This window comes from Gammaproteobacteria bacterium (assembly GCA_021648145.1).
Classification (GTDB): Bacteria; Pseudomonadota; Gammaproteobacteria; order JAADGQ01; family JAADGQ01; genus S141-38.
Genome location: JAKITI010000003.1, coordinates 59,260 through 85,808 on the forward strand (window position 1 = coordinate 59,260; position 26,549 = coordinate 85,808).

General features: G+C 43.0%; 24 protein-coding genes and 2 tRNA genes. 18 read left to right on the forward strand and 8 right to left on the reverse strand.

The features are described 5' to 3' along the window. Position 1: 1 nt before the first annotated feature. The gene (locus tag L3J70_02570) at positions 2 to 1,198 is read right to left on the reverse strand and encodes an NnrS family protein (GenBank protein ID MCF6235256.1); all 1,197 of its coding nucleotides are present in this window, start codon (positions 1,196 to 1,198) and stop codon (positions 2 to 4) included. 146 nt (positions 1,199 to 1,344) lie between these two features. Here L3J70_02570 and L3J70_02575 point away from each other — a divergent pair, with 146 nt between their 5' ends. Then, positions 1,345 to 2,034, forward strand: coding sequence for an AAA family ATPase (locus tag L3J70_02575; protein ID MCF6235257.1), 690 nt, complete (start codon positions 1,345 to 1,347; stop codon positions 2,032 to 2,034). 70 nt (positions 2,035 to 2,104) lie between these two features. Here L3J70_02575 and L3J70_02580 read toward each other — a convergent pair whose 3' ends face one another. Beyond that, positions 2,105 to 3,058, reverse strand: coding sequence for a porin (locus L3J70_02580; GenBank protein MCF6235258.1), 954 nt, complete (start codon positions 3,056 to 3,058; stop codon positions 2,105 to 2,107). Positions 3,059 to 3,496: 438 nt separating this feature from the next. On the opposite strand from L3J70_02580, the gene L3J70_02585 reads away from it, so the two are divergent. Next, entirely contained in the window at positions 3,497 to 4,543 is a 1,047-nt protein-coding gene (locus L3J70_02585) for an OprO/OprP family phosphate-selective porin (protein ID MCF6235259.1), read from the forward strand. A gap of 67 nt (positions 4,544 to 4,610) precedes the next feature. Here the strand turns inward: L3J70_02585 and L3J70_02590 are convergent, their stop codons facing one another. Further along, positions 4,611 to 5,774 carry an OprO/OprP family phosphate-selective porin gene (locus L3J70_02590; GenBank protein ID MCF6235260.1) on the reverse strand — a complete coding sequence of 388 codons (1,164 nt, stop codon included), beginning with the start codon at positions 5,772 to 5,774 and terminating at the stop codon, positions 4,611 to 4,613. A gap of 260 nt (positions 5,775 to 6,034) precedes the next feature. Between L3J70_02590 and L3J70_02595 the strand changes: the two genes are divergently transcribed. Next, the gene (locus tag L3J70_02595) at positions 6,035 to 7,510 is read left to right on the forward strand and encodes an MFS transporter (protein MCF6235261.1); all 1,476 of its coding nucleotides are present in this window, start codon (positions 6,035 to 6,037) and stop codon (positions 7,508 to 7,510) included. 10 nt (positions 7,511 to 7,520) lie between these two features. On the opposite strand, the gene L3J70_02600 is transcribed toward L3J70_02595, so the two are convergent. Together L3J70_02600 and L3J70_02605 are read right to left on the reverse strand one after the other, a co-directional pair. Then, on the reverse strand, positions 7,521 to 7,961 hold the full coding sequence (locus L3J70_02600) for a type II toxin-antitoxin system VapC family toxin (GenBank protein MCF6235262.1): 441 nt from the start codon (positions 7,959 to 7,961) through the stop codon (positions 7,521 to 7,523). After that, positions 7,958 to 8,287: a type II toxin-antitoxin system Phd/YefM family antitoxin gene (locus L3J70_02605; GenBank protein MCF6235263.1), complete on the reverse strand. Its 330-nt coding sequence runs from the start codon at positions 8,285 to 8,287 to the stop codon at positions 7,958 to 7,960. The genes L3J70_02600 and L3J70_02605 overlap by 4 nt, the downstream gene beginning before the upstream one ends. A gap of 40 nt (positions 8,288 to 8,327) precedes the next feature. Here L3J70_02605 and L3J70_02610 point away from each other — a divergent pair, with 40 nt between their 5' ends. Beyond that, positions 8,328 to 10,049 (forward strand): bifunctional protein-serine/threonine kinase/phosphatase, encoded by a 1,722-nt coding sequence (locus tag L3J70_02610; protein ID MCF6235264.1) that lies wholly within the window; start codon positions 8,328 to 8,330, stop codon positions 10,047 to 10,049. A gap of 212 nt (positions 10,050 to 10,261) precedes the next feature. Beyond that, positions 10,262 to 10,957 carry a PAS domain-containing protein gene (locus L3J70_02615; protein ID MCF6235265.1) on the forward strand — a complete coding sequence of 232 codons (696 nt, stop codon included), beginning with the start codon at positions 10,262 to 10,264 and terminating at the stop codon, positions 10,955 to 10,957. A 35-nt stretch (positions 10,958 to 10,992) separates the two neighbouring features. On the opposite strand, the gene L3J70_02620 is transcribed toward L3J70_02615, so the two are convergent. Genes L3J70_02620 through hemA form a run of 3 tightly spaced genes read right to left on the reverse strand, consistent with a single transcriptional unit; the run spans position 10,993 to position 14,309 of the window. Continuing rightward, positions 10,993 to 11,949 carry a MoxR family ATPase gene (locus L3J70_02620; protein MCF6235266.1) on the reverse strand — a complete coding sequence of 319 codons (957 nt, stop codon included), beginning with the start codon at positions 11,947 to 11,949 and terminating at the stop codon, positions 10,993 to 10,995. Positions 11,950 to 11,958: 9 nt separating this feature from the next. Beyond that, positions 11,959 to 13,047 (reverse strand): peptide chain release factor 1, encoded by a 1,089-nt coding sequence (gene prfA / locus L3J70_02625; protein ID MCF6235267.1) that lies wholly within the window; start codon positions 13,045 to 13,047, stop codon positions 11,959 to 11,961. Further along, complete coding sequence (gene hemA, locus L3J70_02630; protein MCF6235268.1) at positions 13,047 to 14,309, reverse strand: glutamyl-tRNA reductase; 1,263 nt, start codon at positions 14,307 to 14,309, stop codon at positions 13,047 to 13,049. Before hemA ends, prfA begins: the two co-directional genes overlap by 1 nt. Positions 14,310 to 14,450: 141 nt before the next feature. Here hemA and L3J70_02635 point away from each other — a divergent pair, with 141 nt between their 5' ends. The 13 genes from L3J70_02635 to L3J70_02695 all read left to right on the forward strand — a co-directional run bounded on the left by L3J70_02635 (position 14,451) and on the right by L3J70_02695 (position 26,533). After that, positions 14,451 to 16,169: a tetratricopeptide repeat protein gene (locus L3J70_02635; GenBank protein MCF6235269.1), complete on the forward strand. Its 1,719-nt coding sequence runs from the start codon at positions 14,451 to 14,453 to the stop codon at positions 16,167 to 16,169. Beyond that, positions 16,147 to 16,770 (forward strand): lipoprotein insertase outer membrane protein LolB, encoded by a 624-nt coding sequence (gene lolB, locus L3J70_02640; protein MCF6235270.1) that lies wholly within the window; start codon positions 16,147 to 16,149, stop codon positions 16,768 to 16,770. Before L3J70_02635 ends, lolB begins: the two co-directional genes overlap by 23 nt. Further along, positions 16,770 to 17,636 carry a 4-(cytidine 5'-diphospho)-2-C-methyl-D-erythritol kinase gene (gene ispE / locus L3J70_02645; GenBank protein MCF6235271.1) on the forward strand — a complete coding sequence of 289 codons (867 nt, stop codon included), beginning with the start codon at positions 16,770 to 16,772 and terminating at the stop codon, positions 17,634 to 17,636. Before lolB ends, ispE begins: the two co-directional genes overlap by 1 nt. A gap of 34 nt (positions 17,637 to 17,670) precedes the next feature. Next, a tRNA-Gln gene (locus L3J70_02650) sits at positions 17,671 to 17,745 on the forward strand. Positions 17,746 to 17,882: 137 nt separating this feature from the next. Beyond that, a complete protein-coding gene (locus tag L3J70_02655) occupies positions 17,883 to 18,836 on the forward strand; it encodes a ribose-phosphate pyrophosphokinase (protein ID MCF6235272.1) in 954 nt (317 codons plus the stop codon). A 27-nt stretch (positions 18,837 to 18,863) separates the two neighbouring features. Then, positions 18,864 to 19,523: a 50S ribosomal protein L25/general stress protein Ctc gene (locus L3J70_02660; GenBank protein MCF6235273.1), complete on the forward strand. Its 660-nt coding sequence runs from the start codon at positions 18,864 to 18,866 to the stop codon at positions 19,521 to 19,523. Positions 19,524 to 19,597: 74 nt separating this feature from the next. Next, a complete protein-coding gene (gene pth / locus L3J70_02665) occupies positions 19,598 to 20,182 on the forward strand; it encodes an aminoacyl-tRNA hydrolase (protein MCF6235274.1) in 585 nt (194 codons plus the stop codon). 17 nt (positions 20,183 to 20,199) lie between these two features. Continuing rightward, positions 20,200 to 21,291, forward strand: a complete 1,092-nt coding sequence (ychF, locus tag L3J70_02670) for a redox-regulated ATPase YchF (GenBank protein MCF6235275.1) — start codon at positions 20,200 to 20,202, stop codon at positions 21,289 to 21,291. A 60-nt stretch (positions 21,292 to 21,351) separates the two neighbouring features. Then, positions 21,352 to 21,428: transfer RNA gene (locus L3J70_02675), tRNA-Met, on the forward strand. Positions 21,429 to 21,491: 63 nt separating this feature from the next. After that, a complete protein-coding gene (locus tag L3J70_02680; protein MCF6235276.1) occupies positions 21,492 to 22,799 on the forward strand; it encodes a hypothetical protein in 1,308 nt (435 codons plus the stop codon). Between the two features lie 222 nt (positions 22,800 to 23,021). After that, a complete protein-coding gene (locus tag L3J70_02685) occupies positions 23,022 to 23,867 on the forward strand; it encodes a hypothetical protein (GenBank protein ID MCF6235277.1) in 846 nt (281 codons plus the stop codon). A gap of 15 nt (positions 23,868 to 23,882) precedes the next feature. Then, positions 23,883 to 25,289 (forward strand): discoidin domain-containing protein, encoded by a 1,407-nt coding sequence (locus L3J70_02690; GenBank protein ID MCF6235278.1) that lies wholly within the window; start codon positions 23,883 to 23,885, stop codon positions 25,287 to 25,289. A 197-nt stretch (positions 25,290 to 25,486) separates the two neighbouring features. Continuing rightward, positions 25,487 to 26,533, forward strand: a complete 1,047-nt coding sequence (locus L3J70_02695; GenBank protein ID MCF6235279.1) for an acetylserotonin O-methyltransferase — start codon at positions 25,487 to 25,489, stop codon at positions 26,531 to 26,533. The last annotated feature ends 16 nt before the right edge of the window (positions 26,534 to 26,549 follow it).

A 26,549-nucleotide genomic window follows, 5' to 3' on the forward strand; every position in this document is an offset into this window, starting at 1 on the left:
CCTATCCCAAGCGTCCATCTACGCGTCGCATGACCAAAACCGGCAGATAGATCAAGAAAAATAGAGCAAATGAACTGATCCATAATACTTGTGATATGCCGATCCATATTGTGTAGTGATCAGAAAATAATAGCGGAAAGATAACTCTGACGATTGACCCTGTGAGCAATAGCAATAAGCTCGGAACTAATAGCTTGGGTGGCTCAGCAATATTTCTGCCTGTATGGCCCAATGAGACGCGAGCCATCATGCCCATCGTCATCATGCCAATTCCTCCCATCGCAAATGCGTGTATCGTAATGCTGGCCGTTAAATCTAAAAACAGAGCTAATGCGGTTAATAAAAAACCAAAAATAAGAAATATATAGGCGATATAAAGAATCCAGAGCAGTGGTTTTTTCCAGATTCCAACGGTGTACCATCCCCATAGCCTAATGCTATGTAGCACAAATAAAGTGGTAGCAAGTAAAGCAGTGATGGTGTCGAGTGCGGTAAAACTGGCAGTGATCCAGAATATAAAAAATAGCACTAGGCTTGAAACATCCAGCCATTGCCAATTTTTAATTTGAGCAGGGTCATCCACTCCTTTTTCAATGAAAAATGGAATCACTCGCCGACCTAACATGAGAATCAGACCAATAACAAGGTAGAGGCCGGATAACAAACCTTGTTGTACACCATTTTCAATCACTCCAGCATTGCCAAGATAAAAAAGAATATTGCTTAAAAGTATCAGAATAAGTTTGGCGATAATGCCTAGTTGCTTGCGACTATTGGCTTTGATGATGGGATAAGTGAGTGCGACAATTAAAACCAATAAAAACAGGCAGTCTAGCACAGCAATAATCTCAATGGGTGTTTGGGTTAAAGCTAAAATTCGAGTGACTGCCCAGAGTGTAAAAAGCCCCGCTAGCTGATAGCCTTGCAGGGTTTGAATGCCTGTCCAGTTTTTAACCGCTGTCAGTAAAAAACCTGCAATGACGGCAAGGCTATAACCATAAATCATTTCATGGGCATGCCAGGTGGTTGCGGGTAAACCGGCAAGCCCAAGGTTCCAGCCCAGTAGGTAGACTCCCAGCCATACCGTCATGGCTAAAATAGAAAATGCAGCAGCCCCCAGAAAAAATGGACGGAAGCCTAAACTAAATAGAGCAAACTTGGGAATATTGCGTGCGGGTGGTTCAATATTAATAAGCATTATTTAATTCTAACTCAAACCTTTATTAGTTTTGAAGGTGAAATTTTATTAAAGAAAATATGAACTTGCAATTTATGTAATATCCCTTCATTCTTAGTGTGGTTTCGACTATGAAAGTTCAAGTAATCTAAAGCTGCCGGGTTATTATGCAAAGAATTATTGTAATGAACTCCAAGGGCGGATGCGGTAAAACAACCATCGCAACGAACTTGGCAAGTTATTACGCGTCGAAGGGACTCAATACCGCGTTATTTGATTATGATCCTCAAGGGTCAAGTACAGAATGGCTTCGTCAACGGTCTGTTGATATGCCTGATATTTATGGAGTTGTGGGGTATCGAACTCGCACAGCTCAAAGCAGCACGCAAGCCTGGAAGCTTAAGGTGCCGCTTGATACTCAGCGTATTGTGCTAGATATGCCTGGGGGAATTAAAGCACATGAGCTGTCCGCTCACGTCAAAAATATTAATGCCGTGATTATCCCGGTATTGCCTTCTTCCATTGATATGGCTGCAACGGCTCGTTTTGTTCGGGAGCTTATATTTGCAACGCGGTTACGCCGCAATAAAACCCCCGTTTTTTTTGTAGGAAATCGTGTTCATCAACACGCCAATACATTTCATAAGCTTGAAGCATTCCTTGATGATATGAGTATTCCTGTCGCGGCTAATTTTAAGGATAGTCTAGACTATGTAAGAGCAGCAGAAACAGGTATTGGTATTCATGAGATGACATGCCAGTCTGTTCAGCATGAACGGGCGAGTTGGGATGAGATGATAGGTAAGATTGATGCTGCGTTAAAGTCACCGAGCACTCATGCGGCACTTTACGGTTAGTTTTCGGTGAATTTATCTAGATGATAAAAAAGCCGGACGAAAAGGTCCGGCTTTTGAATGAGTTCTAGTTTTAGAAATTATGCTCAATGCCTAGGCCAAAAACGTTTGTCTCTTTCTTTGCATCATCTTCAATGGCTGAATAATAAGCAAATGTTTTTGTCATTTTGCTTAATTCATAATCAACACCGAAAGCTATTTGTGTATTGCCTTTTCTGGTTTCATCAGAGGTGGCGTATTGCGCTTTAAATTTGAATGTATCCATTTTGTAGTAGCCGCTGATAACAAAAGCATCTTCCGCATCTTTGGATCCATCTGAAGGTTCTGATTGTTGCCATAGAGCGCCAGCACCAAAGCCTTTTCCTTTGTAAAGTGCTGTTGCACGAACAGCGTCTTTATCTTTAATGGCATCATCCATTGCAACAGCAAAATACATGGCATCACGTTTATAATTAAGGGACACGGATTTGCCATCAGCAATACCATCTTCTTTATCCGTGCCAGCTTTTTCGCCTGGTTGTAGAAGTGCTGTGATAGATGCGCCTTCAAAACTTGGTGATGTATACATAATGGCGTTTTTTGCTCGCACTTCACCACTTAATATATTTTTTAAGTCACCGTTCTTTAAATTATTAAACATGTCAATTTTGCCTTGAGACGTTTTGAACGGTGTGTCATGACGACCTAAAATAATTTTTCCAGCTACGCCTTTCAGGCCAACATACGCATTACGTTGAGTAAAAGGGGTATTATCTTTCGCTGTATCATCTGGGTATATACCATATTCCAGTTTATAAATGACATTCAGGTTTTCCTTGATTTCAGTGTTACCTTTAAACCCTAAACGAGAGCTAGCATTTGCAATCTCCCAGGCTTTATCGGTGCCGTCATCAATATTGATCACAGAAAGGTTGATTTTTCCATAAATTTTGCCATCAATTGGGCCTTCAGCTAATACGGAAGAGGAGCCAAAAGCAATCACAATAGCAGCTGTAATGGGTAGAGTTTTTTTTGTATGTATATTCATATAGTTAAATGCCCGAAGGTATCTCCTTTGTGGTATTGGATAGTTTACACATTGCAATATTACTAACGAAATATTACAAGAATATTAAGAATCCTGAAGTTTGACCTGTTTTAGTGCAACACTGCATTTTGGCGGTTATCGAAAATACAATCAGATTTTTTGCTAAACCTTGTTGTTTGGGTACTTATGATTTTGCAGGTCACTAGCAAGTTGATCTTGAAGGAAAACCTTAAGTTAATTTGGTGGTGCGCATTAAAAACGTGAAGTTTATCAAAATTTCAGGGGGGTGGGTGGTATGCATGAAGGTTTCGATCAATTTAGAATCCTGATGATTTTTATAAGAAATAGTTGCATTCCCAGTCATTGCTGTTATAAATGCATTCGTCATGCTATTTAAGTATGGCTTTTTTTAGCAATAATAATTCGGAGAGTTATATCGTGAATAAGAGCCTGATTACCCTCGCCGTCGCTGCTGCTGTCGCTGTGCCGATGCCTGCTAGCGCCGCCAAAGCTGAAGCTAAATTTTTCGGTTATTCTCAGATTACTGCTGCTGTAGGTAAAGGAGCAGTTGATAATGATAAGGCTGATGGGCTGCGTTTTGGCGCTGATAGTATTCGTATTGGTTATAAAATTAAACGAGACAAGGCATGGGGTAAGTTGCAACTGGACTTTAATAAGACTGATAATTCTGGTTACGATAAGGATGCAACAAAAATTGGTGTACCAGAGATCATTAAGGATGCAGTTGTCGGTTATAAACTCAGCAAAGCGGCTAAAATCAGTGCGGGTGTTTTTAAAACGCCTATTGGTATGGATTTCAATGTCGCAGGCAAAAAACTTGATATTACCAAGCGTGGAATGGAGGCAGGCCTTGTATTGGAACGTGCTGCGGGTCTGATGTTGAGTGGTCGAAGCCTGAGTGGTTTCGGTTATGATTTAGGTGTTTTTAATCCCACTGGTCGTTCTTATGCAGTTGATTTTGGTGATGCGGGTGATGCTATGGCTTACGCTGGCCGAGTGACGTATGACATGGATGAAAGTTTACATTTTGAACTCTCTTATGGTTCGAGTACTCAAAATTCTGACTCTACTGATGAAGATTATACCGTGACGGGTGTTGCGGGTTCCTACAAAACAGGGGCCATGACTTTCAAAGCTGAGTATATTACGGGTAGTAATGTAAAGGGCAAGAAAGGTAGCGATGAAAGTGTTGGATATATACATGCGGGTTACACCATTGATAAGATGAATGAAGCTGTGATCCGTCACTATTCTGCTAATAGTAAGTCTGAGGGCGCTGATGATACCCGCTTAGGTAATACTTACATTGGCTGGAATATCTTTTTGGCTGAGAAGAAGCAAAATGCTCGTATCCAGCTAAACTATGTCGTGGCTTCTGGCGACAAAAAGACCTACAACGGTTATGCAACGGGTAAGGGCTACACAGATAATGTCTTCTTGGCACAGTTTCAAGTGGGTTTCTAAACTTGGTTTAGATGTGTGTGCCTAAGTAGGAGCGGGTCACCGCTCCTATGAATTTTTCTGATAGTTCCTAGAACTTCAAGGTATAGCGGGCATAGAGGTCACGGTCGACCCGCTTTTCAGATTTATCAGTACGTTGTTTGATATCGGTGCGATAGCGCAACCGTACTTCAATGCGCTGTCGCTTATCCAGATTCCAGCGATAACGGGTTTCAATCAGGTTCTGATTGCTTTTGAAGTCAGGTGATAACAGCCATCCGCCTTCTGCTTTTGCCAATACGATACCCAAACTATGATTCGGTACAATATCAATGAAATTGAACGTCAGTTGTGTTGCTGTGCCGCCGGTATCACCGGAAGTGCCAAGTTTTTGCGCGCTTAGTGTGGGTGTGTTCGGGGCATAGCCCAGTTCACCACCAAGTAAAAATTTCATACCATTGTCTCCCACAGGCCACTGTGCAGCCATGCGGCCAACAAAGGCGAGGTAGTCATCAATTGAACCAGAGTTTGCACCATCTGTTTGAAGAGCTGAGGGTAGATAGGTGATGTCTAGCCCTTGCTGCACAATGGTGGCTTTTTTATCTAGTTTTTCATAAGCGAGAAAATAACTCACTCGACTGCTGCTGTCCGTAAAGTTGAGTGGTAGGCGGCGGACTTCAGTCGCGCCACTCGATGGGTTGTATTGTGCAATCGCGTGAGTAGTCCAGCCATTTGAGCCTTTGTGTTTAAAATAAAGGCCATCAGTCCAGGCGATATCGGTGTTAGGGCTGTTATTACGATCCAGTGATTTTTTTGCCACTCCGGTCAATTCAAACTTGGTTTGCATGCGACCCGCACGCAGACTCCAGCGATCTTGATTGTAGTTGATCCAAGCTTCATCCAGCGTTGACTGTCCCATTTTCAGGCCATCTTTACCCGGTGTGATGCCTGAATAGAGCTTGGAGTGAGCATCATTTTTTCCTTCCAGACTGGTATAACGACCGGCAAAACGTAATCGGGCGGTGAACGAATCATTGATGTTGGCTTGCACGCCGGGCCGCAACCGTAGCCGCCACTCATGTTTGCTTGAGTTGCTGTTGTCACGATCATCACGGTGGATGGCGTAGTACCCCGTTCGAACATCGCCGATGACATTAAAAAAGGTATCGTTAATCGGGATAGCCGCCTGTAAAGTTGTCTGCAACGATAGGGTGCATATTACAATAAGAGTTGTTGTTAACAGTTTTAAAGCCATGTTTTAACTTCCTGTGTCGCCTAGGGTTTGCAAGCAGCGTATTGTTCTTGAAATTGGCGAGTTGTCAAGTGCAGATTGCTGTCACAAGTTTATGTTTGACCTGTTTCAGTGCATGCAGCGCTGCATTTTGCAGCATTCTCTCTATTAAATAACAAGTTAAATTAAAAAAATCTTTGCAATCAATGGAAAAAAGTATCTGGCACAGTTTTTGTATAATACCCATTGTTGTTAATTAACTGAGAGCGTCTGTAACTCTAATGATGGAAAATAGTAGGTTTAATGTTTTTGCTTTAAACAAAGAAAATATTCGAATTCTGCACTACACCTGGTTTGCTTTTTTTATGACCTTTGTCGTCTGGCTGGGGCTGGGGCCGATGATGCCTTTTATAAAAGATGCGCTGGGTTTGACTGATCAGCAAGCCAAGGTTCTATTAATTCTTAATGTGGCGATGACCATTCCTGCACGTATTGTGGTGGGGATGTTGGTTGATAAATTGGGCCCACGCATTATGTATACCAGTATTCTTGTGCTGGGTGGCTTGATCAGTATTGCTTTTGCTTGGGCGAATAGCTATGAACAGTTAGCTTTACTACGTTTTCTTTGTGGTTTTATCGGTGCAGGTTTTGTTGTAGGAATTCGCATGATCGGTGAGTGGTTTCCTGCAAGGCAGACCGGTCTGGCTCAAGGTATCTATGGTGGCTGGGGTAACTTTGGTTCTGCCGGTGCAGCCATTACGTTGCCTTTTATTGCCATCAGTATGGGTGATGTGAATGGTTGGCGTTATGCTATTACTTTTGCAAGTATTGCAGCGATTATCTATGGTGTGGTGTACTATTTCATAGTCAGTAATACTCCAAAGGGATCCACTTATTTCAAGCCTAAGAAAACGGGCGCTATGGAAGTGACCAGCTCAGGTGACTTAGTGCTTTATATCCTGATGAATCTTCCACTGTTTCTGGCTTTGGCAGTTTTAACCTGGAAGCTCTCTCCTGAAAATATGGGATTGATTGATGGTGCGATGACCTACTTTATTTACGCTTCACTGGTGGTTGTTTACCTGATTCAGGTTTGGAAAATTTGGCAAATTAATAGCCATGTATTGAAAAAACCTGTGCCTGAATTGCATCGCTATAAATTTAAGCAGGTCGCGATTCTGGATTGGGCTTACTTGGTCACTTTTGGTACTGAGCTTGCTGTGGTCTCTATGCTGGCTATGTTTTATGTCTCCTGGTTTGACATTCCAAATGTGATGGCGGCTCTGCTGGCGGGTACCTATCCTTTTATTAATTTATTTGCGCGCCCTGGTGGTGGTTGGGTCAGTGACAAGATCGGACGTAAGTTGACTCTGATTATTGTTTTTGCTGGTATCACTACGAGTTTTCTGGTTCTTGGGTTGGTGGAAAAAAGCTGGCCTGTATGGATGGTGGTGGGTATTACTATTATTGCTGGTATTTTTTCTAAAGCGGGTTCAGGCGCTGTGTATGCAATGGTGCCGTTGATACAACGTCGTATGACGGGGCAAATTGCGGGTATGGTGGGTGCTTTTGGTAATGTAGGCGCAGTGATGTTTCTGACAGTTAATTCGTTAGTGGATTATGATCAGTTCTTCCTGTTTATTGGTATTGTTGCCGCTGTTGTTTTTTGTTTAGTCATGCTTTTTCTTGAGGAGCCAAAGGGGCAGATGGTGGAGACGATGCCTGATGGTACAGTTCAAATGATTGATGTAGATAAATAATTGGGCTTGATCAGAGATTATTCAATAAGTATTGGTGAGGAACTTTTAGTTTATTAGCAGATTTTGCCAGTATGTCATCGCAGGTCACCATCTGGAATCCGCCTTTGTAACTGACGGCAAGATGCAGGGCATCCAGAGTCCGTAGTGCGGTATTTCTCAGGGAAAGCCATTTTATCGCTTGATGAAAATTGGATACAGTAAAGGAAACACGCCTGAATAGTCCTGACTTGATGTCCGCATAAAAGGTTTCCTCAATTAATCCAGCCTGAGCATCATCTATTTCACTTATGCGAACCAGCCGAGACAGGGCTGAGGCAAACTCCACTTCCGTAAGGTGGCTAATGACCACTGGAGCTGAAAGCGATAGCAGAAAATCCTGAACTAATTGGCTATGAGTTTCATCTCTGTAATAAGGAAGAATAGAGCTTGTATCGATATAGTAGGGAGTCAATTTTTCTCATCCCTTAAATCTCGAATCAGTTGAGCCGAGGTTATACATGCTTTAGGTAAATTATGGCGAAACTCATCCCTTGGTGGGAACTTGACTCTAGCACCGTCAGAAGAGGATACACTAACCAGTTCTGCTGCGGGCTTTCCTCGGCGCATAATCGTGACTTTCTCTCCTGCTGCAACAGCATCAAGGAGTCTGCTAATATCTTTTCGGGCTTGTTGTACGGTGACTATCTGCATGGTTGTAGGCTCATGTTCGCTGAGAGGTTTAATTGTACATTGTTGAATGGTACAGTTCAATAATCTGATTGCTTTTAGTGTTTGCATCGTAATTCATTAATTATTTAGTTTAAGGAGGTTGTAGTCCGTGGCTTCAGAATTAAAAATAAAAATAGCAGGGTATAGCGATATTGGCCCTAAAGATGAAAATCAGGATGATTTTAATTATTGTCATCCAGAGGGTGATGTATTGCGCTTTAAGGGTGTTGTTGGGGTGATTGCTGATGGCGTGAGCAGTAGTGATTATGGGGGTGAGGCTGCACGCACCAGCGTTAAAAATTTTATTGAAGATTATTACAGCACACCCGATAGCTGGACGGTTAAAAAGTCAGCACAAAAAATACTTGTGGCATTGAATTCGTGGTTGTTTCGTCAAGGGCAAGATGAAAGCAGTACGATGAAAGGGTTAGTGACGACTTTTTCATCCATCGTATTCAAATCGACACAGGCTTATCTGTTTCATATTGGTGATTCTCGCATCTATCGTTTGCGTGACGGTGAATTGGAGCAATTAACACGCGATCACATGGCAGATATGGGCGGAGGTCGCACCTATTTGAGTCGCGCTTTGGGTGTGGATAATCATCTTGAGGTGGATTGTCGTGGAATTGATCTGCGGGTTAAAGATGTTTTTCTTCTGACTACAGATGGGATTCATGATTTTGTTGACCATGATTTAATATGTAGAATCGTATCAGAAGCGACTCCTGTCGCTGAGCGGGCACAAAAAATTGTAGAAAAAGCGCTGGAAAGTGAAACACCCGATAATGTCACTGCACTCATTCTTGAAGTGGAAAGTTTGCCGGAGGAGACAGAGGAAGAAGTTTTTCAAAAATTAACAAAATTGCCATTTCCGCCTGACTTACAGCCAGGAATGATTATTGATGGTTTTAAAATTTTAAAAATTATCGCGGAGAGTGCCAGAGGGCAGGTTTATTTAGCTGAAGATACTGCAAATCAAACTAAAATCGTTTTAAAAACACCTTCAGTTAACTATGAGGATGATCCCACCTATTTGAATGGTTTTATTCAAGAGCAGTGGGTGGGCGCGCGGGTTAATCATCCCGGAGTGATGAAGCCTTATATCTCAGGGCGGCACAGAACGTGTCTCTATTTTAAAACTGAATATATTGAAGGGCAAAATCTTCAAGACTGGATCAAAGAAAATAATGCTCCGGCGTTGTCTGAAGTTCGGTCGATCGTTGAGCAGATCGTTCAGGCGTTGCGTGCTTTTCATCGTCAGGATATGGTGCATCAGGATTTGAAGCCAGATAACATCATGATTGATACTTCAGGCCAAGTAAAAATTATTGATTTTGGCTCAACCAAAGTAGCAGGAATTACAGAAATTGCTTCAGTGATTAATCCAGATCATCCGATGGGAACGCTCAACTATACTGCACCTGAATATATGAAGAATGAGCAGGGAACGAATCGGTCTGATATTTTTTCATTAGGTGTTATTGTTTATGAGATGTTAACGGGTCACTTGCCGTACAAAGAAAAAAATATTGAGAGTTTCACGCTGCGTAGTTATAGCGATATGAAATATATTCCGGCACGTAAGTGGCGCGCTGATATTCCTGTATGGGTCGATGTTGCGCTTAAAAAGGCAGTCGCTCCAAACCCTGCAGATCGTTATAGCTTGCTTTCAGAGTTTTTATACGATTTTAAAACACCTAAGAGGGGAGTTGATGGCGCTAATTTTCAGCCACTACTTCAGCGTAATCCTGTGCTCGTGTGGCAGGGTATTGCAGCGGGTTGTTTTGTACTGTGGTTAGTGACTTTGTGGTGGTTTTTGTTGATGTAGTACGTGTTATTCAGTATTGTTCAGGTGGGTTTTTTCTGCTATATTCTTGCCGTTATTTATTTTTTTGTTCTGTGGCAGGATGCTGTAATATTATCATGTTGCAAATGATAAATCGTGAGCTGGTTCTCATATTTAGCAAGCTAATCGCTACGACTTCCATTCTTGGATAAGCTCCTGGAAATAGAATAAAAAAACCTTTGTAAGGGGGAAAAATGCAAATTTTAGAAAATTCAGATGAAAAATCTTGGGGTATTCATGAAAATGGGTCTCGTAAAAAAAACCTAGGGTTAGGAAAGCCAACGCCCGTTGATCGAGAGATAATAATTAGTGAAGATAAAGTTTTATTAAGTATCACAGATGCCTTGGGTGTTATTGAGTACTGTAATGAAGACTTTGTTGAAGTTTCTGGGTATGAAGAGTATGAGTTGGCGGGTGCTCCTCATAATATAGTCAGGCATCCGGATATGCCGAGAGTTATTTTTAAACTGATGTGGGAGCGCCTTCAGAATAAACAAAATATCATTGCAATAGTAAAAAATCTAGCCAAAACAGGCCGGTATTACTGGGTCATGACAGACTTTATTGTGAAGGAAGATAAAAGTGGTCATATTGTAGGCTATAAAGCATTTAGAAAAGCTGCACCAAGAAAAGCCATTGAAACTGTCATTCCACTCTATAAGAAATTACGAGAGCTAGAAAATGTGCAAGGTATGGAGGCTGCGGAAAAATTTTTAAACGGATTTTTTGATGCTGAAGATACGACTTATGATGATTTTATAGAAAATTTAATCATCAAAAATATTGAGCCGGAGATTGTTTCAGAAGGTGAAATAGTAAGGGATGAAGTAATAAGGCCAGTAATTAAGTCTGAAAGAAAGTCATTTTTTAAACGGCTGTTTGGCAATTGATTTGGTAATATACACAGAATAACGATATGTGAGTTTTATGGTATAGGTACTTTTTCTATCAAATTTTCAATCGCGCGACGGTAGCTGATACCTTCAGCGCGTGCTGTAAAGCTGAGAGCGATGCGGTGATTGAGTATATCGTAAGCCAAGTCAATAATATCAGCTGGTTCTACAAAGTCACGATCGTGCAGATAAGCGCGTGCACGGCTGGCGTGTGCCAGTGCGAGCGTGGCTCTTGGAGATGCACCACGTTCAATCCATAGTGCAGCGTTATCACTCCATTTTTTTGGCGACCGTGTCGCATTGACCAGTGTGACAATATAGCGCTCCAGCATTTCATCAATATAAATAGCATTCACTTCACTACGTGCTTTTAAAAGCTGATCAGGTGTCAGGCTGGCTTCTATTATAATTGTTGCTGGCTCGCGTAGTTGTCGGCTGTGTTGCTGTAAAATTGTTAACTCATGATCCGCTGCGGGGTAGGTGAGTTCAAACTTCATTAGAAAACGATCAAGTTGTGCTTCAGGAAGTGGGTAAGTGCCTTCTTGTTCAATCGGGTTTTGCGTGGCCATGACCATAAAGACTGGAGATAATTCGCGGGTGGTTCCGCTGACAGTCACCTGTTGCTCTTCCATTGCTTCCAGTAGTGCAGATTGTACTTTAGGGGGCGCACGATTTATTTCATCGGCTAAAATAATTTCATTAAATATTGGCCCTTTGATAAATTGGAAGTGACCCTCTTGTGGAACAAAAATTTCACTGCCAGTGATGTCACCTGGAATCATGTCGGGTGTGAATTGGATGCGCTGGAAATGTAGATCCATGCTGTGAGCAAGGGTGCGAACCGCTGTTGTTTTAGCGAGCCCTGGTGGGCCTTCTATTAAAATATGCCCACCAGTAAGTGCAGTGATCATCAGCCGTTCCAGCAGTCTGGTCTGGCCGATGATGTGTTGTTCCAGGTGTTTTTGAAGCGCCGTAAAATGCTTTTTCATTTGAGAATTTTATTCGCCTAATGCGGCAAGCTGATCTGCTTGGTATTCATTGACTAATGGGTCAATGACCTGATTTAAATTGCCTGAAATAATTTCATCCAGCTTATAGAGTGTTAGGTTGATTCGATGGTCAGTGATGCGGCCTTGTGGGAAATTGTAAGTACGAATTCGCTCAGAGCGATCACCACTGCCCACTAAGTTGCGGCGAGTTTCCGCTTGTTCGGCATCAAGTTTTTCTTGCTGTGCAGATAGTAGCCTGGCTGAGAGCAGAGACATGGCACGAGCACGATTTTTGTGTTGTGAGCGTTCGTCCTGGCACTCGACAACAGTGCCTGTCGGTAGGTGTGTTAAGCGGATCGCCGAGTCTGTTTTATTGACATGTTGACCACCTGCACCTGAAGCTCTAAAGGTGTCTACACGTAGATCGGCTGGGTTGATCGTAATTTCATCAAGCTCATCTGCTTCGGGCATCACTGCGACGGTGCAGGCTGAGGTGTGGACTCGACCTTGTGACTCTGTGCTAGGGACGCGTTGTACTCGATGTGCACCCGATTCAAATTTAAGTCGTGAGTATGCGCCTGCTCCGATGATGCGTGAAATGATCTCTTTGTAACCACCGTGCTCGCCTTCGCTGCAACTGATAATCTCAAGTTGCCATTTTTGTGTTTCAGTATATCGACTGTACATGCGGAACAGGTCGCCTGCAAAAAGAGCCGCTTCATCACCGCCGGTACCGGCGCGAATTTCCAGAAAAATATTGCTATTATCGTGTGGGTCTTTGGGTAGCAGCATTTTTTGTAGATCAAGCGACAAAGTTTCTTGCAACTCTTTAGCTAGTTTGAGTTCATCAGAGGCCATTTTACGCATCTCAGCATCATCGTCGGTGAGCATCTCTGTGGCGGCATCAATATCTTCACTGGCTGATTGGTATTTTAGAAAGCAGTTAACTGTGGGTGTAATTTGCGCATGCTCTTGTGATAGTGCACGAAACTTGTTTTGATCTGCAATCGTCTCTGGGTCAGAAAGCAGGGCGTTGATTTCGTCCAGACGATCGACAAGAGTATCCAGCTTTTCAGTGATTGAGGATTTTAGGGGCATTAGATGTCCTGTTCTTTGATGTCTAGCAGTTCCCGTGCGGCTTGCAGTAGTTCAGGGCGGCCATCAAAACCGGCTTGGCGCATTGATGTGCTGGCAGGGTGAATAAGTTTGTTAGTCAGGGTGCGCAAGCTGTTTTGTAATACTTTTTCAGGATTTTCCCCTTTTTGTATTAGGCGCAGCGCTTTTGCTAATTCGATCTCTTTGAGCTGATCGGCTGACTCTCGGTAGGAACGTATTGTTGCGACTGCATCCAGTGAGCGCAGCCAACCCATAAAGTGGCTCACTTCAGTGGCGATAATTTCTTCGGCTTGTTTTGCGGCTTCCTGGCGTGATTTTAACCCTTCTTCGATAATGTCTTGAAGGTCATCAACTGTATATAAGTAAACGTCATCCAGCTTCCCGACTTCAGGCTCGATATCACGTGGCACGGCGATATCGACCATTAATATGGGGCGATGCTTTCGAACCTTGATTGCACGTTCAACCGCTCCTTTACCTAAAATTGGAAGTTGGCTGGCGGTGGATGAAATTACGATATCTGCTTCAGCAAGGTGCGCTGGAATTTCAGCCAATGTGATAGCATAACCATTAAATTGTTCGGCTAAATTACGTGCACGCTCGACCGTTCGGTTGGCAACAATGATTCTGCCAATGCCGTTTTCATTTAAATGGCGTGCTGTAAGTTCAATTGTTTCACCCGCACCAATCAATAGTGCGGTATGCTTTTCAAATCCGGAGAATATCTGTTTGGCCAGATTAACGGCGGCAAAGGCAACAGACACAGGGCTGGAGCCGATGGCAGTATCACTGCGTACCTGTTTTGCAACAGAGAAGGTGTGTTGGAATAGTCGTCCGAGCAGTGTTCCAATTGAGCCACTTTGAACTGCGGTTGTATAGGCTGCTTTCACTTGTCCTAATATCTGTGGTTCACCCAAGACAAGTGAATCCAGGCCGCAACTGACGCGTAGCAAATGTTGCACAGCATATTGGTTCGGGTGTGTGTATAGATGCGGCGCTATCTCGTCAGGTTTGATATTATGGTAATGACTGAACCAGTCGATAATAATATCTGTCTTAGCGGAATCGTAACAACAAACAATTTCCGTGCGGTTGCAGGTGGAGACAATAACGGCTTCACTGATTTCGGAGTGAGTTGTCAATTCCCGTAAAGCTGAGGGCACATGTTCGGGAGGGAATGCCACCCGTTCTCGAATGTCAACAGGGGCTGTTTTGTGATTAACGCCAAGGGCAAGTAAAGGCACAACTCATAACCTTGAATCAGTGATTAAATGGGGCTTTACCTAAATGAATAAAGCAATAAATTCTGAGCAGTATAGCAGAGGTTGATTGACGAAGTAATGCTGTAAAGTGAAAACCATGAACTAGGGTTAATGGGGATGGGAATGAAAGTTTGTAGTCAGTTTTTTTTAGTTTTTACTCTGCTTTTGATGCTGGGTTGTGTGTCTACGCCTCATCGTGGGGATGAAAAGTCAGTCGTTCTTTTGGATGCACATGCATCGCAAAGTGATGTGGTGCCGACACGATACGAAAAAAAGATTTATCAAGTGTTGTTAGCGGAAACAGCCTATCAGCGAGGGCAATTTCAACAGGCTGTTGATGGGTATCTTTCGGCTGCATTGGGGAGTCGCGATCCCGCGCTGGTAGAGCGTGCGTGTTATATGGCACTCAATGCGGATCGGCAAGACGCAGGTTTGCAAATGGCTCAATATTGGGTGAGCCTTGAACCTGAGAGCGTGAAGGCTCGATATTTTTTAGCGCTATTTTACATGCGAAAGGGGCAGCTCAAGTTGGTGCAAGAGCAGCTTGAGCAGACTTTATCTATAGATGTTGATGGCAATGCGCTCGGTTTTTTTGGTGTGGCCGAAATTTTGGGAGAGTTAGGAGGGCACGATGCCCTGTTTGTCATGCAGAAAGTGGTGGCTGACTACCCTGATAATGTTAATGCCTTGGTGGCGTTAAGTCAGTTGGCACTAAGGGTCGGCGAGTTTGATGAAGCGCTGTCTTCGGTAACTTATGCACGGAGTTTGATGCCTGATAGAGTTGATGCTTTACTATTGCAAATTCAGATATTACAGGCTCGTGGTGATGGTGGTATTGCTATTGACCATTTGGCGCATGCAATTGATCAACATCCAGCTGATGTGACGTTACGTCAATGGTATGCACAGTTACTGGAGGCTTCAGGGCGCGAGGAGGAGGCCTTTGTCCAGTTTAAAATAGTTGAATCTCAATCGCCGATGGATGGTGATGCCATTTTTTCTCTAGGGGTGTTGGCATTTAATGATTCCCGCTGGGCATTGGCTCAAACTTATATGCAGCGATTGCTGGATATAGGGGGGTTCAATAATGAAGCAAACTACTATTTAGGTTGGCTTGCAGAGCTTGAAGGTACATATGCGGAAGCAATTGAATTTTATTCTTCAGTTAATTTGGAAGGTGCTTATTTTGATGCGCAAATTCGTTTGGCTTATAACACAGCCAAGCTTGGAGACTTGAATGTTGCAAGAGGTTATCTTGAATCAATAGAGCCTGAGGGTGTTGTCGAGGTCGAGCGTGTTTTTATTGCTCAGGGAGAGTTGTTGCGTGATGCCCGGCAATTTGAAGAGGCGATTGAGGTGTATAGTCGGGGGCTCCAGAAGTTACCTGGTAATCATGAGCTACTGTATGCCCGCGCAATGGTGGCGGAAGCGATTGGACATAACGAGCAGATGAAGCAGGATTTGGAGGCAATAATTGCTTCCGATCCAAAAAGTACAAATGCATTGAATGCGCTGGGTTATGCTTTGGTGGAGCACGGTGGAGATATTGATAAAGCGGAAGGATATTTGTTACGGGCTTTAGCGCTGGATCCGCAAAGTTATTATATTATTGATAGTGTGGGGTGGTTATATTATCGTCGAGGTGAATATGCCAAGGCTATTGAGTATTTGAATCGTGCCTACAATTTAGGAAAAGATGCTGAGGTCGCGGCACACTTAGGTGAAGTGTTATGGGTGATCGGTGATTATGAAGGGGCAAAAGATATTTGGGATCGGGCACTAAAAGATGCACCTGGACATAAAGCTTTATTAGGAGTTGTTGAGCGCTTTTCTGCGCAATAATTTTGTTTTGAATATTCTATTTTTGTTTGTCGTACTTTTCTTGGGTGGTTGCACTGTTATGCCGCCTGCGCCGCATTTAGATGTTGATAATGAGTCTCTTGGCTTGATGCATCAAAAGCAATTGGCATTGCTGGGATTGTGGGAATTTAATGGGCGTATTGCAATAAAAGGTGGAAAGCAAAATGGGAGTGCTTCCTTGTTATGGCATCAGCATCAAAACAGATTTGATCTGCGCTTATCAGGGCCACTGGGTCGGCAAGTGATGCACGCTTGGGGAGATGAGCAAGGAGTCTCTGTTGACCTGCCAAAACAAAAAACAATTCAGGTAAAAAATATTGGTGAGTTGATTGCTCAGGGTATAGGGTGGCAAATACCAGTCGATCATTTTCGCTATTGGGTGAAAGGTGCCTTTGCTCCCGGGGGCGATGCTAGCTACCAAATGGATGAAAAGGGGCGTTTGAAAAGTCTTAAACAGGGGGGGTGGGATATCGTATTCAAGCGTTATTCGACTGTGAATCATGTTGATCTTCCCAGTAAAATATACTTGAGCCGCAAGCCTTATGAAGTACGTATGGTGATCAATCGCTGGAAGATTAATTAATGAATCACACGCCCGAGTCTTGGCCAGCTCCTGCTAAAATCAATCTTTTTTTGCATATTACGGGCCGCCGGGAAGATGGCTACCATCTACTTCAAACAGTTTTTCAGTTTATTGATTATTGTGACTTGATTCATTTTGATATAACAAAAAATGGTGAGATTCGTTGTATTACACCGTTGCCCGGAGTATCGGCAGAGAATAACCTGATGGTTCGTGCTGCGCGTTTATTAAAAGCGAAAGCCGAGTGTGATCATTGTGGCGTGAATATCAGTATTGATAAAAAATTACCCATAGGGGGTGGTTTGGGGGGGGGGAGCTCTGATGCCGCGACGACTTTAATCGCACTCAACTACTTGTGGGGCTTGGGTTTACCAAAAGATGAGCTTGCTACGTTAGGTTTGCAGTTGGGGGCAGATGTTCCAGTGTTTGTGCATGGCGCAGCCGCGTGGGCTGAAGGGGTTGGGGAAAACCTTCAGCCGATCGAATTGGCTGAACCTTGGTTCCTTGTTGTGGCGCCTGATTGTCAAATTTCGACAGCTGAAATTTTTTCATCTTCGCAATTGACAAGAGATTCAAATCCGATCACAATGCGGCACTTCTTCGCTGGTGAAGGGGTAAATGTGTGTGAAACGGTTGTTTTCGAGCGTTACCCTGAAGTTGCTGTTGCACTGGATTGGTTGAATCAGTTTTCAAACGCTCGTATGAGTGGAACCGGTGCCTGCATATTTGCAGCGTTTAATAGTGAAAATGAAGCTTGTCGCGTATTAAATCTGCTCCCTGATAAATGGAAAGGGTTTGTGGGAAGAGGGAGAAATAAATCTCCGTTGATAGAGGCTATAAATGGGAACTATTCAGGGGTGAGCTGATGTAGTTACATCATATGGATAGCTTCAAAGTTATTGGGGTATCGCCAAGCGGTAAGGCACAAGGTTTTGATCCTTGCATTCCCAGGTTCGAATCCTGGTACCCCAGCCAGTTTTCAGGGCACCTTTAAATCGGTGCCCTTTTTTGTTTTATATTGAATTTTAGTTTAGAACTTATGCCCTCAGGCCACGTTATGTTGATACCCGATATGAGCGCCCAAATGCTTTGTCAGCTTTCTGGAGCGGGCGATGTCTGAAAATAATATGATGGTTTTTTCTGGTAATGCTGTGCCAGAACTGGCAAGTGATATTGCTGATTATCTTGGTATTCCCTTGGGCCTGGCTTCTATTGAACGCTTCAGTGATGGTGAAATCAAAGCGGAACTTTTGGAGAATGTCAGGGGGCGGGACGTATTTGTCGTACAATCCACTTGTGCGCCGACCAATGATAATCTGATGGAATTGATGGTCATGGTTGATGCGTTGCGTCGCGCTTCAGCAAGGCGTATTACTGCGGTTACCCCTTACATGGGCTATTCGCGTCAGGATCGTCGCCCTCGTTCTGTGCGAGTTCCAATTTCAGCTAAAGTTGTTGCGAATATGTTGGTGGGAGTCGGGGTTGATCGAGTATTAACCATTGATCTGCACTCTGATCAAATACAGGGGTTTTATGATATCCCTGTTGATAATATCTACGCATCGCCTATATTGGTGGGCGATATTTGGCGTGAAAAGGGCTCTGCGTTGATGATTGTTTCACCTGATGTGGGCGGCGTTGTGCGTGCACGTGCTGTGGCAAAGCTGGTGGATGATGCTGACTTGGCAATCATTGATAAGCGTCGCCCTCGTAGCAATGAAGCCAAAATAATGAATATTATTGGTGATGTGAAAGGTCGGGTCTGTATATTAATTGATGATTTGGTTGATACCGCAGGTACGTTATGCTTGGCGGCTGATGCGCTGAAATCTGAAGGCGCTGCAAAGGTGAAAGCATATTGTACTCACCCTGTATTATCTGGGTCGGCAGTGGATAACATCAGTCGCTCTCAATTGGATGAGCTGGTTGTGTGTGACACTATTCCATTAAGTGCTGAGGCGGCAGCTTGTGGCAAAATTCGTCAATTGAGTATTGCCGCCATGTTGGCTGAAGCCATTCGCCGAATCAGTGCGGAAGAGTCGGTCAGTTCACTCTATTTGGATTAAGATCGTTATATTTTTGGAGATAAAGTAATGAGCGAAAATTTTGTACTTAACGCTGAGCTTCGTGAAGGTACAGGGACTGGAACCGCTAGACGTTTGCGTCATGCCGGTGCATTCCCCGGTGTAGTTTACGGTGCGGGTCAGGAGCCTGTCTCGCTTACCTTTGATCATGATAAAGTTTGGCATATGTCTAACGAAGAGACTTTTTACTCTAATGTCATCGCGCTTGATGTGGATGGGAAAAAAGAAAAAGTTGTAGTGAAAGCATTGCAGCGCCATCCTTTTAAACAGGTTTTACTGCATATGGACTTGCTACGCATTGATACAAAGAAAAAACTGCATATGCATATACCTTTACACTTGTTGAATGAAGAAAGCGCTATTGGTGTTAAAGCGGGTGGCACGGTTTCTCGTTTATCTGTTGACGTTGAAGTGACTTGCTTACCTAAGAATTTGCCTGAGTATTTAGAGTTGGATATTGCAGATCTTGACATTGACTCATCACTGCATCTGTCTGATATCAAATTGCCAAAGGGTGTCGAATTGACTGAACTGGTACGTGGTGAGAGCCATGATCAGTCCGTTGTAGCGATTCATAAAGCGCGTGGTGTATTAAACGACGAAGAAGATGAAACACCGGCAGAACCTGCGGCAGAGTCTGATGATTCTGACAGCGAAGAAAAGAAGTAAATACACTGTTTTGTGTGACGGCGGGCAACTGAAAAGTTTCCCGCCGTTTTCTTTTGTGTATAAATTTTGGGTTTATTTTGGATATTGACCTGATTGTCGGGCTTGGAAATCCGGGCTCAGACTATGAAAAAACGCGCCACAACATTGGTTTTTGGTGTGTTGATGCACTGGCGCACTTACATTACGTCGACTTTAAGTCTGAAAAAAAATTCTTCGGCTCTGTGTGTAAAATTTCTGTGGGTGGTCGTACCATCTGGCTGCTTAAGCCTGCAACATTTATGAATCGAAGTGGCCAGTCAGTTTTGGCGCTCTCCTGCTTTTATAAAATCCCTTTAGAGCGTATTTTAGTTGTGCATGATGAGCTGGATCTGCCGCCAGGAGAGGTTCGTTTGAAAAAAGGGGGCGGTCATGGCGGTCATAATGGTCTGCGAGATATTGCGGCGGCTTTTAGTTCGAAAGAATTTTTACGGATACGAATGGGGATTGGTCATCCTGGGCGTAAAGAACAAGTGACCAATTATGTGCTGGGTCGTCCAAACACACAAGATCAACAAATATTTGATGAAGCAATTTTTTATGCTTGTGATATATTGCCTCTGTTGATAAAAGATGGCTTGCAAAAAGCGATGAATCAGTTGCATAAACCAAAACTAAAATAGGCTTCAATGGGGGAATTATGGGGTTTAAATGTGGGATAGTGGGTTTGCCAAATGTGGGTAAATCGACCCTGTTTAATGCATTAACTCAAGCGGGAATTCAAGCAGAAAACTACCCTTTCTGTACCATTGAGCCTAATTTGGGCGTGGTACCAATGCCTGATTCACGTATGGATGCATTGGCGGGCATTGTAAAACCCGAGCGTGTGTTACCTGCGACAATGGAATTTGTTGATATTGCGGGTTTGGTGGCTGGTGCTTCTAAAGGCGAAGGTCTGGGTAATAAATTTTTAGCAAATATTCGTGAAACTCAAGCAATCGCTCATGTAGTTCGTTGCTTTGAAGATGATGATGTAATTCATGTCTCGGGGAAAGTCTCACCCTTAGATGATATTGAAGTGATCAATACCGAGCTTGCGTTAGCCGATCTTGAGTCAATTAGTAAAGTTTTGGTGCGTGCTCAAAAGAACTCAAAAAGTGGTGATAAACAAGCGTTGGCTCTGAAAGCGCTTTTTGAAAAAGTACAGGCTCACTTGGATGAAGGTAAATTTGTACGCACGATGGAGCTGGAAGAAGGTGAGTGGTTAATTCTCGCGGAGTACCAGTTATTGACGACAAAGCCAACAATGTATATTGCAAATGTTGCAGAGGATGGTTTTGACAACAATCCTTATCTAGAGCTGGTTCAAACATTAGCGAGAGAAGAGGGTTCCGTTGTTGTTCCTATTTGTGCTTCAATTGAGTCAGAAATTGTTGAGCTGAATGACGAGGAAAAAGAAGAGTTTCTGGTCGATCTAGGCTTGAGTGAACCTGGCTTGAATCGTGTGATTCGTGCAGGGCATGGTTTGCTCGGTTTGCAAACTTATTTCACAGCGGGTCCCAAAGAGGTGCGTGCGTGGACAGTGAGAGTTGGCGCAACGGCACCGCAGGGTGCGGGTGTTATTCATACTGATTTTGAAAAAGGCTTTATCCGTGCAGAAGTCATTGCTTTTGATGATTATATCGCAGGCCAAGGTGAAGCGGGTGCAAAAGAGGCCGGAAAATGGCGTCTGGAAGGTAAGGAGTACATCATTCAGGATGGCGATGTGATGCACTTTCGATTTAATGTATAAAACTTGAAGTACAGGGCTTGCATTTTACCCTGAACATCCTGTATCTTCTCGCTTCTTCGTGGCTATGTAGCTCAGCTGGTTAGAGCACATCACTCATAATGATGGGGTCCCAAGTTCGAATCTCGGCATAGCCACCATTTCTTTCGATCCCCATCTACTGATACACTCCGGTTTTTATCTTTTTCGGGTCGCACTGAATAATGAAAACTCTCTGCTTGTTAATGCTCTCTTCGCTGCTGATTTCTTGTAGCTTTTTGGATCGACCCAAACTACTTGAGCCTCGCCAATTAACGCTTATTTATTCAGGCAATCTTGATGGCGAGCTTGAGCCGTGTGGTTGCAGTCTCGAAGGGGATTTCGGTGGAATATTGCGTCGAGCAACGGTGCTGGATCAATTTCGTAAAGAGAATAAAGAGCTTGTGGTTATTTCAGCGGGTGGTTTACTGAGTAATCGTCCTGCAGAGCATGATAAATTAACTGCGGAGTATATTCTTAAAGGTTTTAGTCAGCTAAATTATGATGCCATAGGATTTCAATGGCAGGACTTAGCTTACGGCAAAGAATTTTTGACGGTTAATTTGCCATGGGTGGTGAGTAACTGGCAGGGTAAGTTTTTTTCATCGGTACAAAAAATTCAGCGTAAATCAGCTACGCTCAGCTTTTTTTCATGGCTGGATCCCAAACAATCCCCCTTTCAAAGTATGAGCGATCAGCAGGAAGTCGTTAATGATTCTATAGTTTTATTGGAGCAAAAACTAAAGCAGGCTAAAAAGTTAAAAGAGACAACGATCGTTACGACTACATTGACTTTAGATGCAGCGAAATTGCAGTTGCCTATGCAGTGGATTGATATTTTGATTGCTCAAGCGGCCTATGAAGAGTATGGAGAGCCTCGTTGGGCAGGGAGCACGTTGGTTTTAACTCCAGGTTCGAGAGGGATGCGCTTGGGGCGTTTGAAAGTTATATTCGGAGCTGAGGGAAATATTGCTGAATTTTCACATGATGTGATTGCAATGCCACAAACAGTTGAAGATGCAACGAGATTGAGTGGTTGGTATTCCGAATATAATCAAAAAATTGAAAAAAACTACCAAAAAGAGGTTGAAGTCAGCCAAGCTCAGCAACAGGGTGAGAGTCCTTATGTCGGTGCCAAGGTATGTAAGACATGCCATCAGTCTGCGTATGATTTCTGGAAAAAGAGTCGGCATTCGAAAGCATATCGTAGTCTATCCAATGTTAACAAATCATTTGATCCGGCATGTATCAGTTGCCATGTTGTGGGTTATCGCAAATCGGGCGGTTTTATTGCCAGTCATCTGACAAAGAATTTAAAAAATGTCCAGTGCGAATCTTGTCATGGTGCGGGTGCGGCACATGCCAAGTCGCAAGGTGTAACTCCGCTTGAAAATAGTCGTTGGTCAAAAGAAGAGGTATGTGCTCAATGTCATATTCAAAAACATAGCCCATCTTTTCAATTGAGTGACTATTGGATAAAGGTTAAGCATTAATAAATAAGCGAAAAATATGTGCTTAATAACTTGAAATTAGAGCGTATTAAATGTATACCATGCAGTGGTTCTTGCCTTTCAAATATTTTTATATTTCACTTCGGCATGCAGATTTGTGATTGATGTCACAAGGTAAGGGTTATCTCTGCCTCAGTAAGTTGACTTGAAAAGTGAGAAGATTGAGTTTGAAGTCAGGACATATTTTAGAAATGAGGCATTTTAATGTTGAGTCAAGTGATTAGATCGACCCCAAAGCTATTTTCTATTATCGCACTATCAACAACACTTGCTGCTTGTGATGCAGAAATACTTGAGATGGCGAATGCTTTTTCAGGTGAACTTCATGCCGCTCTTGCGAACAATGATAGAAATCTGGAGTTGAGCGGTGCAGTGGGTGATGCTCCTGTGATTGAAGCTGAAATCATAATAAAAGATGCGCTGGGTGAGACGATTGTTTCAACCGTGAGTAACAACAACGCTCATTACACAGCTAATATTCCCGGCGGAACCTCCTACCCTCTGACAGTACATGTCAATGGCGGAACAGATACCGTGACGAATCAAACCCCAGGGTTTGAAATGGTTTCAATCGTTGAAAACGCATCTCAAACAACCGCTAATATCAATTCATTCACTACACTGATTACCAAGAGTGCTGAAGTTATGGGGGGCGGGTTAAATTTACGTAATATCAAATTGGCCAAATTACAGATTACTAATTCAGTGAACTTTGGGTTGGATACGGCTGTTATGCCTGATGTTGTAACATCAGAGCTGACTGAAACTAATGTGGCCTCCTATGTAAAATCCAGTGTCGCCATGGGTGAATGGTTGCGTCGCACACACGCCACATTATCGGCAGAAGGGGAGCGTTGGACGAAAGATCGTCTGGTCTCGGTATTGTCCGCTGATTTAGCAGATGGAGTGCTTGATGGTCGTCAGGGAGAGAGAGCTTCTGATGAAATTGCAGCCGCCACAGCTAATGTGCTTTCAGCTCAGGTGTTGATTGAAACACTCAGTCAAACACTTAAAGTTGCCAGTGTTGATGTCATGGCTTCGTCGCTGTAAATAAAGGGGAAAATTATGTTAAGAAATATTGCTGCCATTTCGTTATTGCTCTTTAGCACGGCTCTATACGCCGAAACTCTGGATGAAGCCATTAAACGCTTTGTGCCTACTGCGACCGATACTATTGCCGATGTTGCGCCTACTATTGAAGTATTAATACAGGCTAAAGCTGCGGTAAAAGCAGCACTACTTGTCGACCCAAATAATGAAGAGATTAAAAAAATAGCTGAATTACTTGAAACTCTGGTTGCAGGTGAAATGATATCAGAAGAAGATCGTGAGGAACTTATCAGTCAATTGGCTGCTTTTGCTACAGCCAACAGCGCTGTTTACAATAGCTCAGAACAACATCGACTGATCAATGATGCGATACGAGCAGCCGTCGCCACCTTACCTATCAAAATGGAACTCATGGCATATCCAGTAGAAATTAAGTCTGGGGGATATAGTAATTTGATGTGGGTTTCAACTCAAAAAAATTGTCAAGTTGCTGGTCTGGCCGTAGTTGCAGCGGGTAATATGCGTGTAGGACCGCTAAACAGTGACACTCAATTTAGTTTGGTGTGTGATAATGGAAGAGGGCAAACAAGCCAAAAAACGGTTTCCATTAAAGTCAGAGCGCCTCAGGCGGTTGTGACAGAGCGTCCTGCGACATCACTGAACCCCTCTAAGTCTCAAAAGTCATCGCAAGCTATGTACCCAGTGGGTGTTTTGAACGTTGTTTCAGCGACAGCTTCTGGATTTCAAAAGCTCAGCAATGGAGAGTCTTATCGTGCGTCAAATGTGATAGATGGTAGTTTGAATAAAAATTCCCGCTGGAGCCAAAAAGGTATTTCATCTAATGTAAATGATTTTGAATGGATTAAACTTGACCTTGGAGCAGAGCGGAAAATAAATGCTCTGCGCATCGCTTTTTTTAAATATGATCAAGGTCGTATATATGACTATGACATTTCTATATCAAAAGATAATAAAAAGTGGAAACGAGTCGTTCGGAGCGCTCAATCATCAGCAACTCAATGGACAAGCAAATCATTCAATTCTGAGATTGGTCGATACGTCAAAGTGACCTTGAATTCAGCCAGTGATAATACGGGTTGGGCAAATATTTTCGAAATAGAAGTATTGAACCGAGATGGCATGGTGGCTTCTAAAAAAGTTAATCTCAAATGGAAGCCCAGTCAAGGTGGTGTAGAAGGCTATAAGGTCTATTTTGGAACGACTCAAGAAAATACAGCTAAAACCAGAATTAGGGTGCTGAAAAATAACAGTCAAGGGTTTAACAAATCAGCACCTTCAGTCACTCTTGATTCAGTGAAAGATCTTGGGCTGAGAGAAGGTGATCAAGCATGCTTTAGCCTGAGAGCGATCAATAGTACAAGCCAGTCCGGTATGTCAAAACCTGTTTGCGGGATTTTATGATGTAGAAGTTATTTTGTACGCGTTACTTAATTTAAAGCCACTGTTATTTACAGTGGCTTTTTTTATGTATGGTCTGGACAAATGACTGTTCATGATTCATATTTCAGACAATTTTGATAACTGTACTAAAAAACGCCATAATCCAACTGCGTTTTTTAGAGTAATTGTTGAGTGTAAATATGTTGAGGGGTTTTTAAATGTCAGAGTCGTGGGGTAACGATAAAAAAAACAGTGGTGAAAGTTGGGGGGTGCCTGAAGGGCTTGACCCTATGAAAGTGATGCAGGTAGCTTCAGGCTACTGGCAGTCATGTGTTTTACATGCCGCAAATCGTCTTGATATTTTTAATCTGCTGGATAATGGGCCAAAAGATCTGGATACGCTCCAAAAAGAAACCGATTCAGATCGTCGTTGTTTAGGGGCATTATTGAGTGCTTTGGTTTCGATTGACTTTCTGGATCGTGATGGTGATGTCTTTAAAAATAACGAATTTAGTCAGACTTTTTTAGCCAGTTCAAGCAAGTTCTACCAAGGCGGTATCGTCTATATGTTCGAAAACTGGTATGAGGCTTGGGGTGGCCTCTATGATACCGTCAAAAGCGGCAAGCCTTCTGCATTGATGCATCAGACCTATAGTGACAAAGAGACCCGTGACTATATGATGGGGATGCATAATCGAGCTTTATCACAGTCTGATGTTCTAACAAATATGGTTGATCTGACGGGCAAGAAAAAATTGATGGATGTTGGCTGTGGCCCATCCACTTTTTCAATCATGTTTTGTAAACGTTATGATGGCCTGAACGCTGTTGCAATGGATCGAGCACAAAACCTGAAAATTGCACAAAAAATTGTAGATCAATATGAGATGCAAGATCGTGTTCAATTACTGCCAGGCGACTACAACAGTGATTCTCTAGGTGAAGGCAACGATGCAATGCTGCTCTCTTCAATGACCAATCAGGAGTCCCCCGAAAATGTAAAAAATCTGCTCAAAAAATGTTATGACTCAATGAACAATGATGGTGTTATGATGATTCAGGAGCAGCTTTTGAATGCAGAAAAAAATGGCCCAGAACTTGCCGCATTGATTGGTGTAAACCAGGTTATCAATACAGTCGGTGGCTCTTCATATTCAACAACAGAGATGATGGATATTATGAGTAAGGTTGGGTTTGTTAATATTGATTCAAGACAAATGGCTCCGCCCAGTCCATTTATTCTATTGACGGGTTATAAAAGATAATTAACACCAGTAAGTA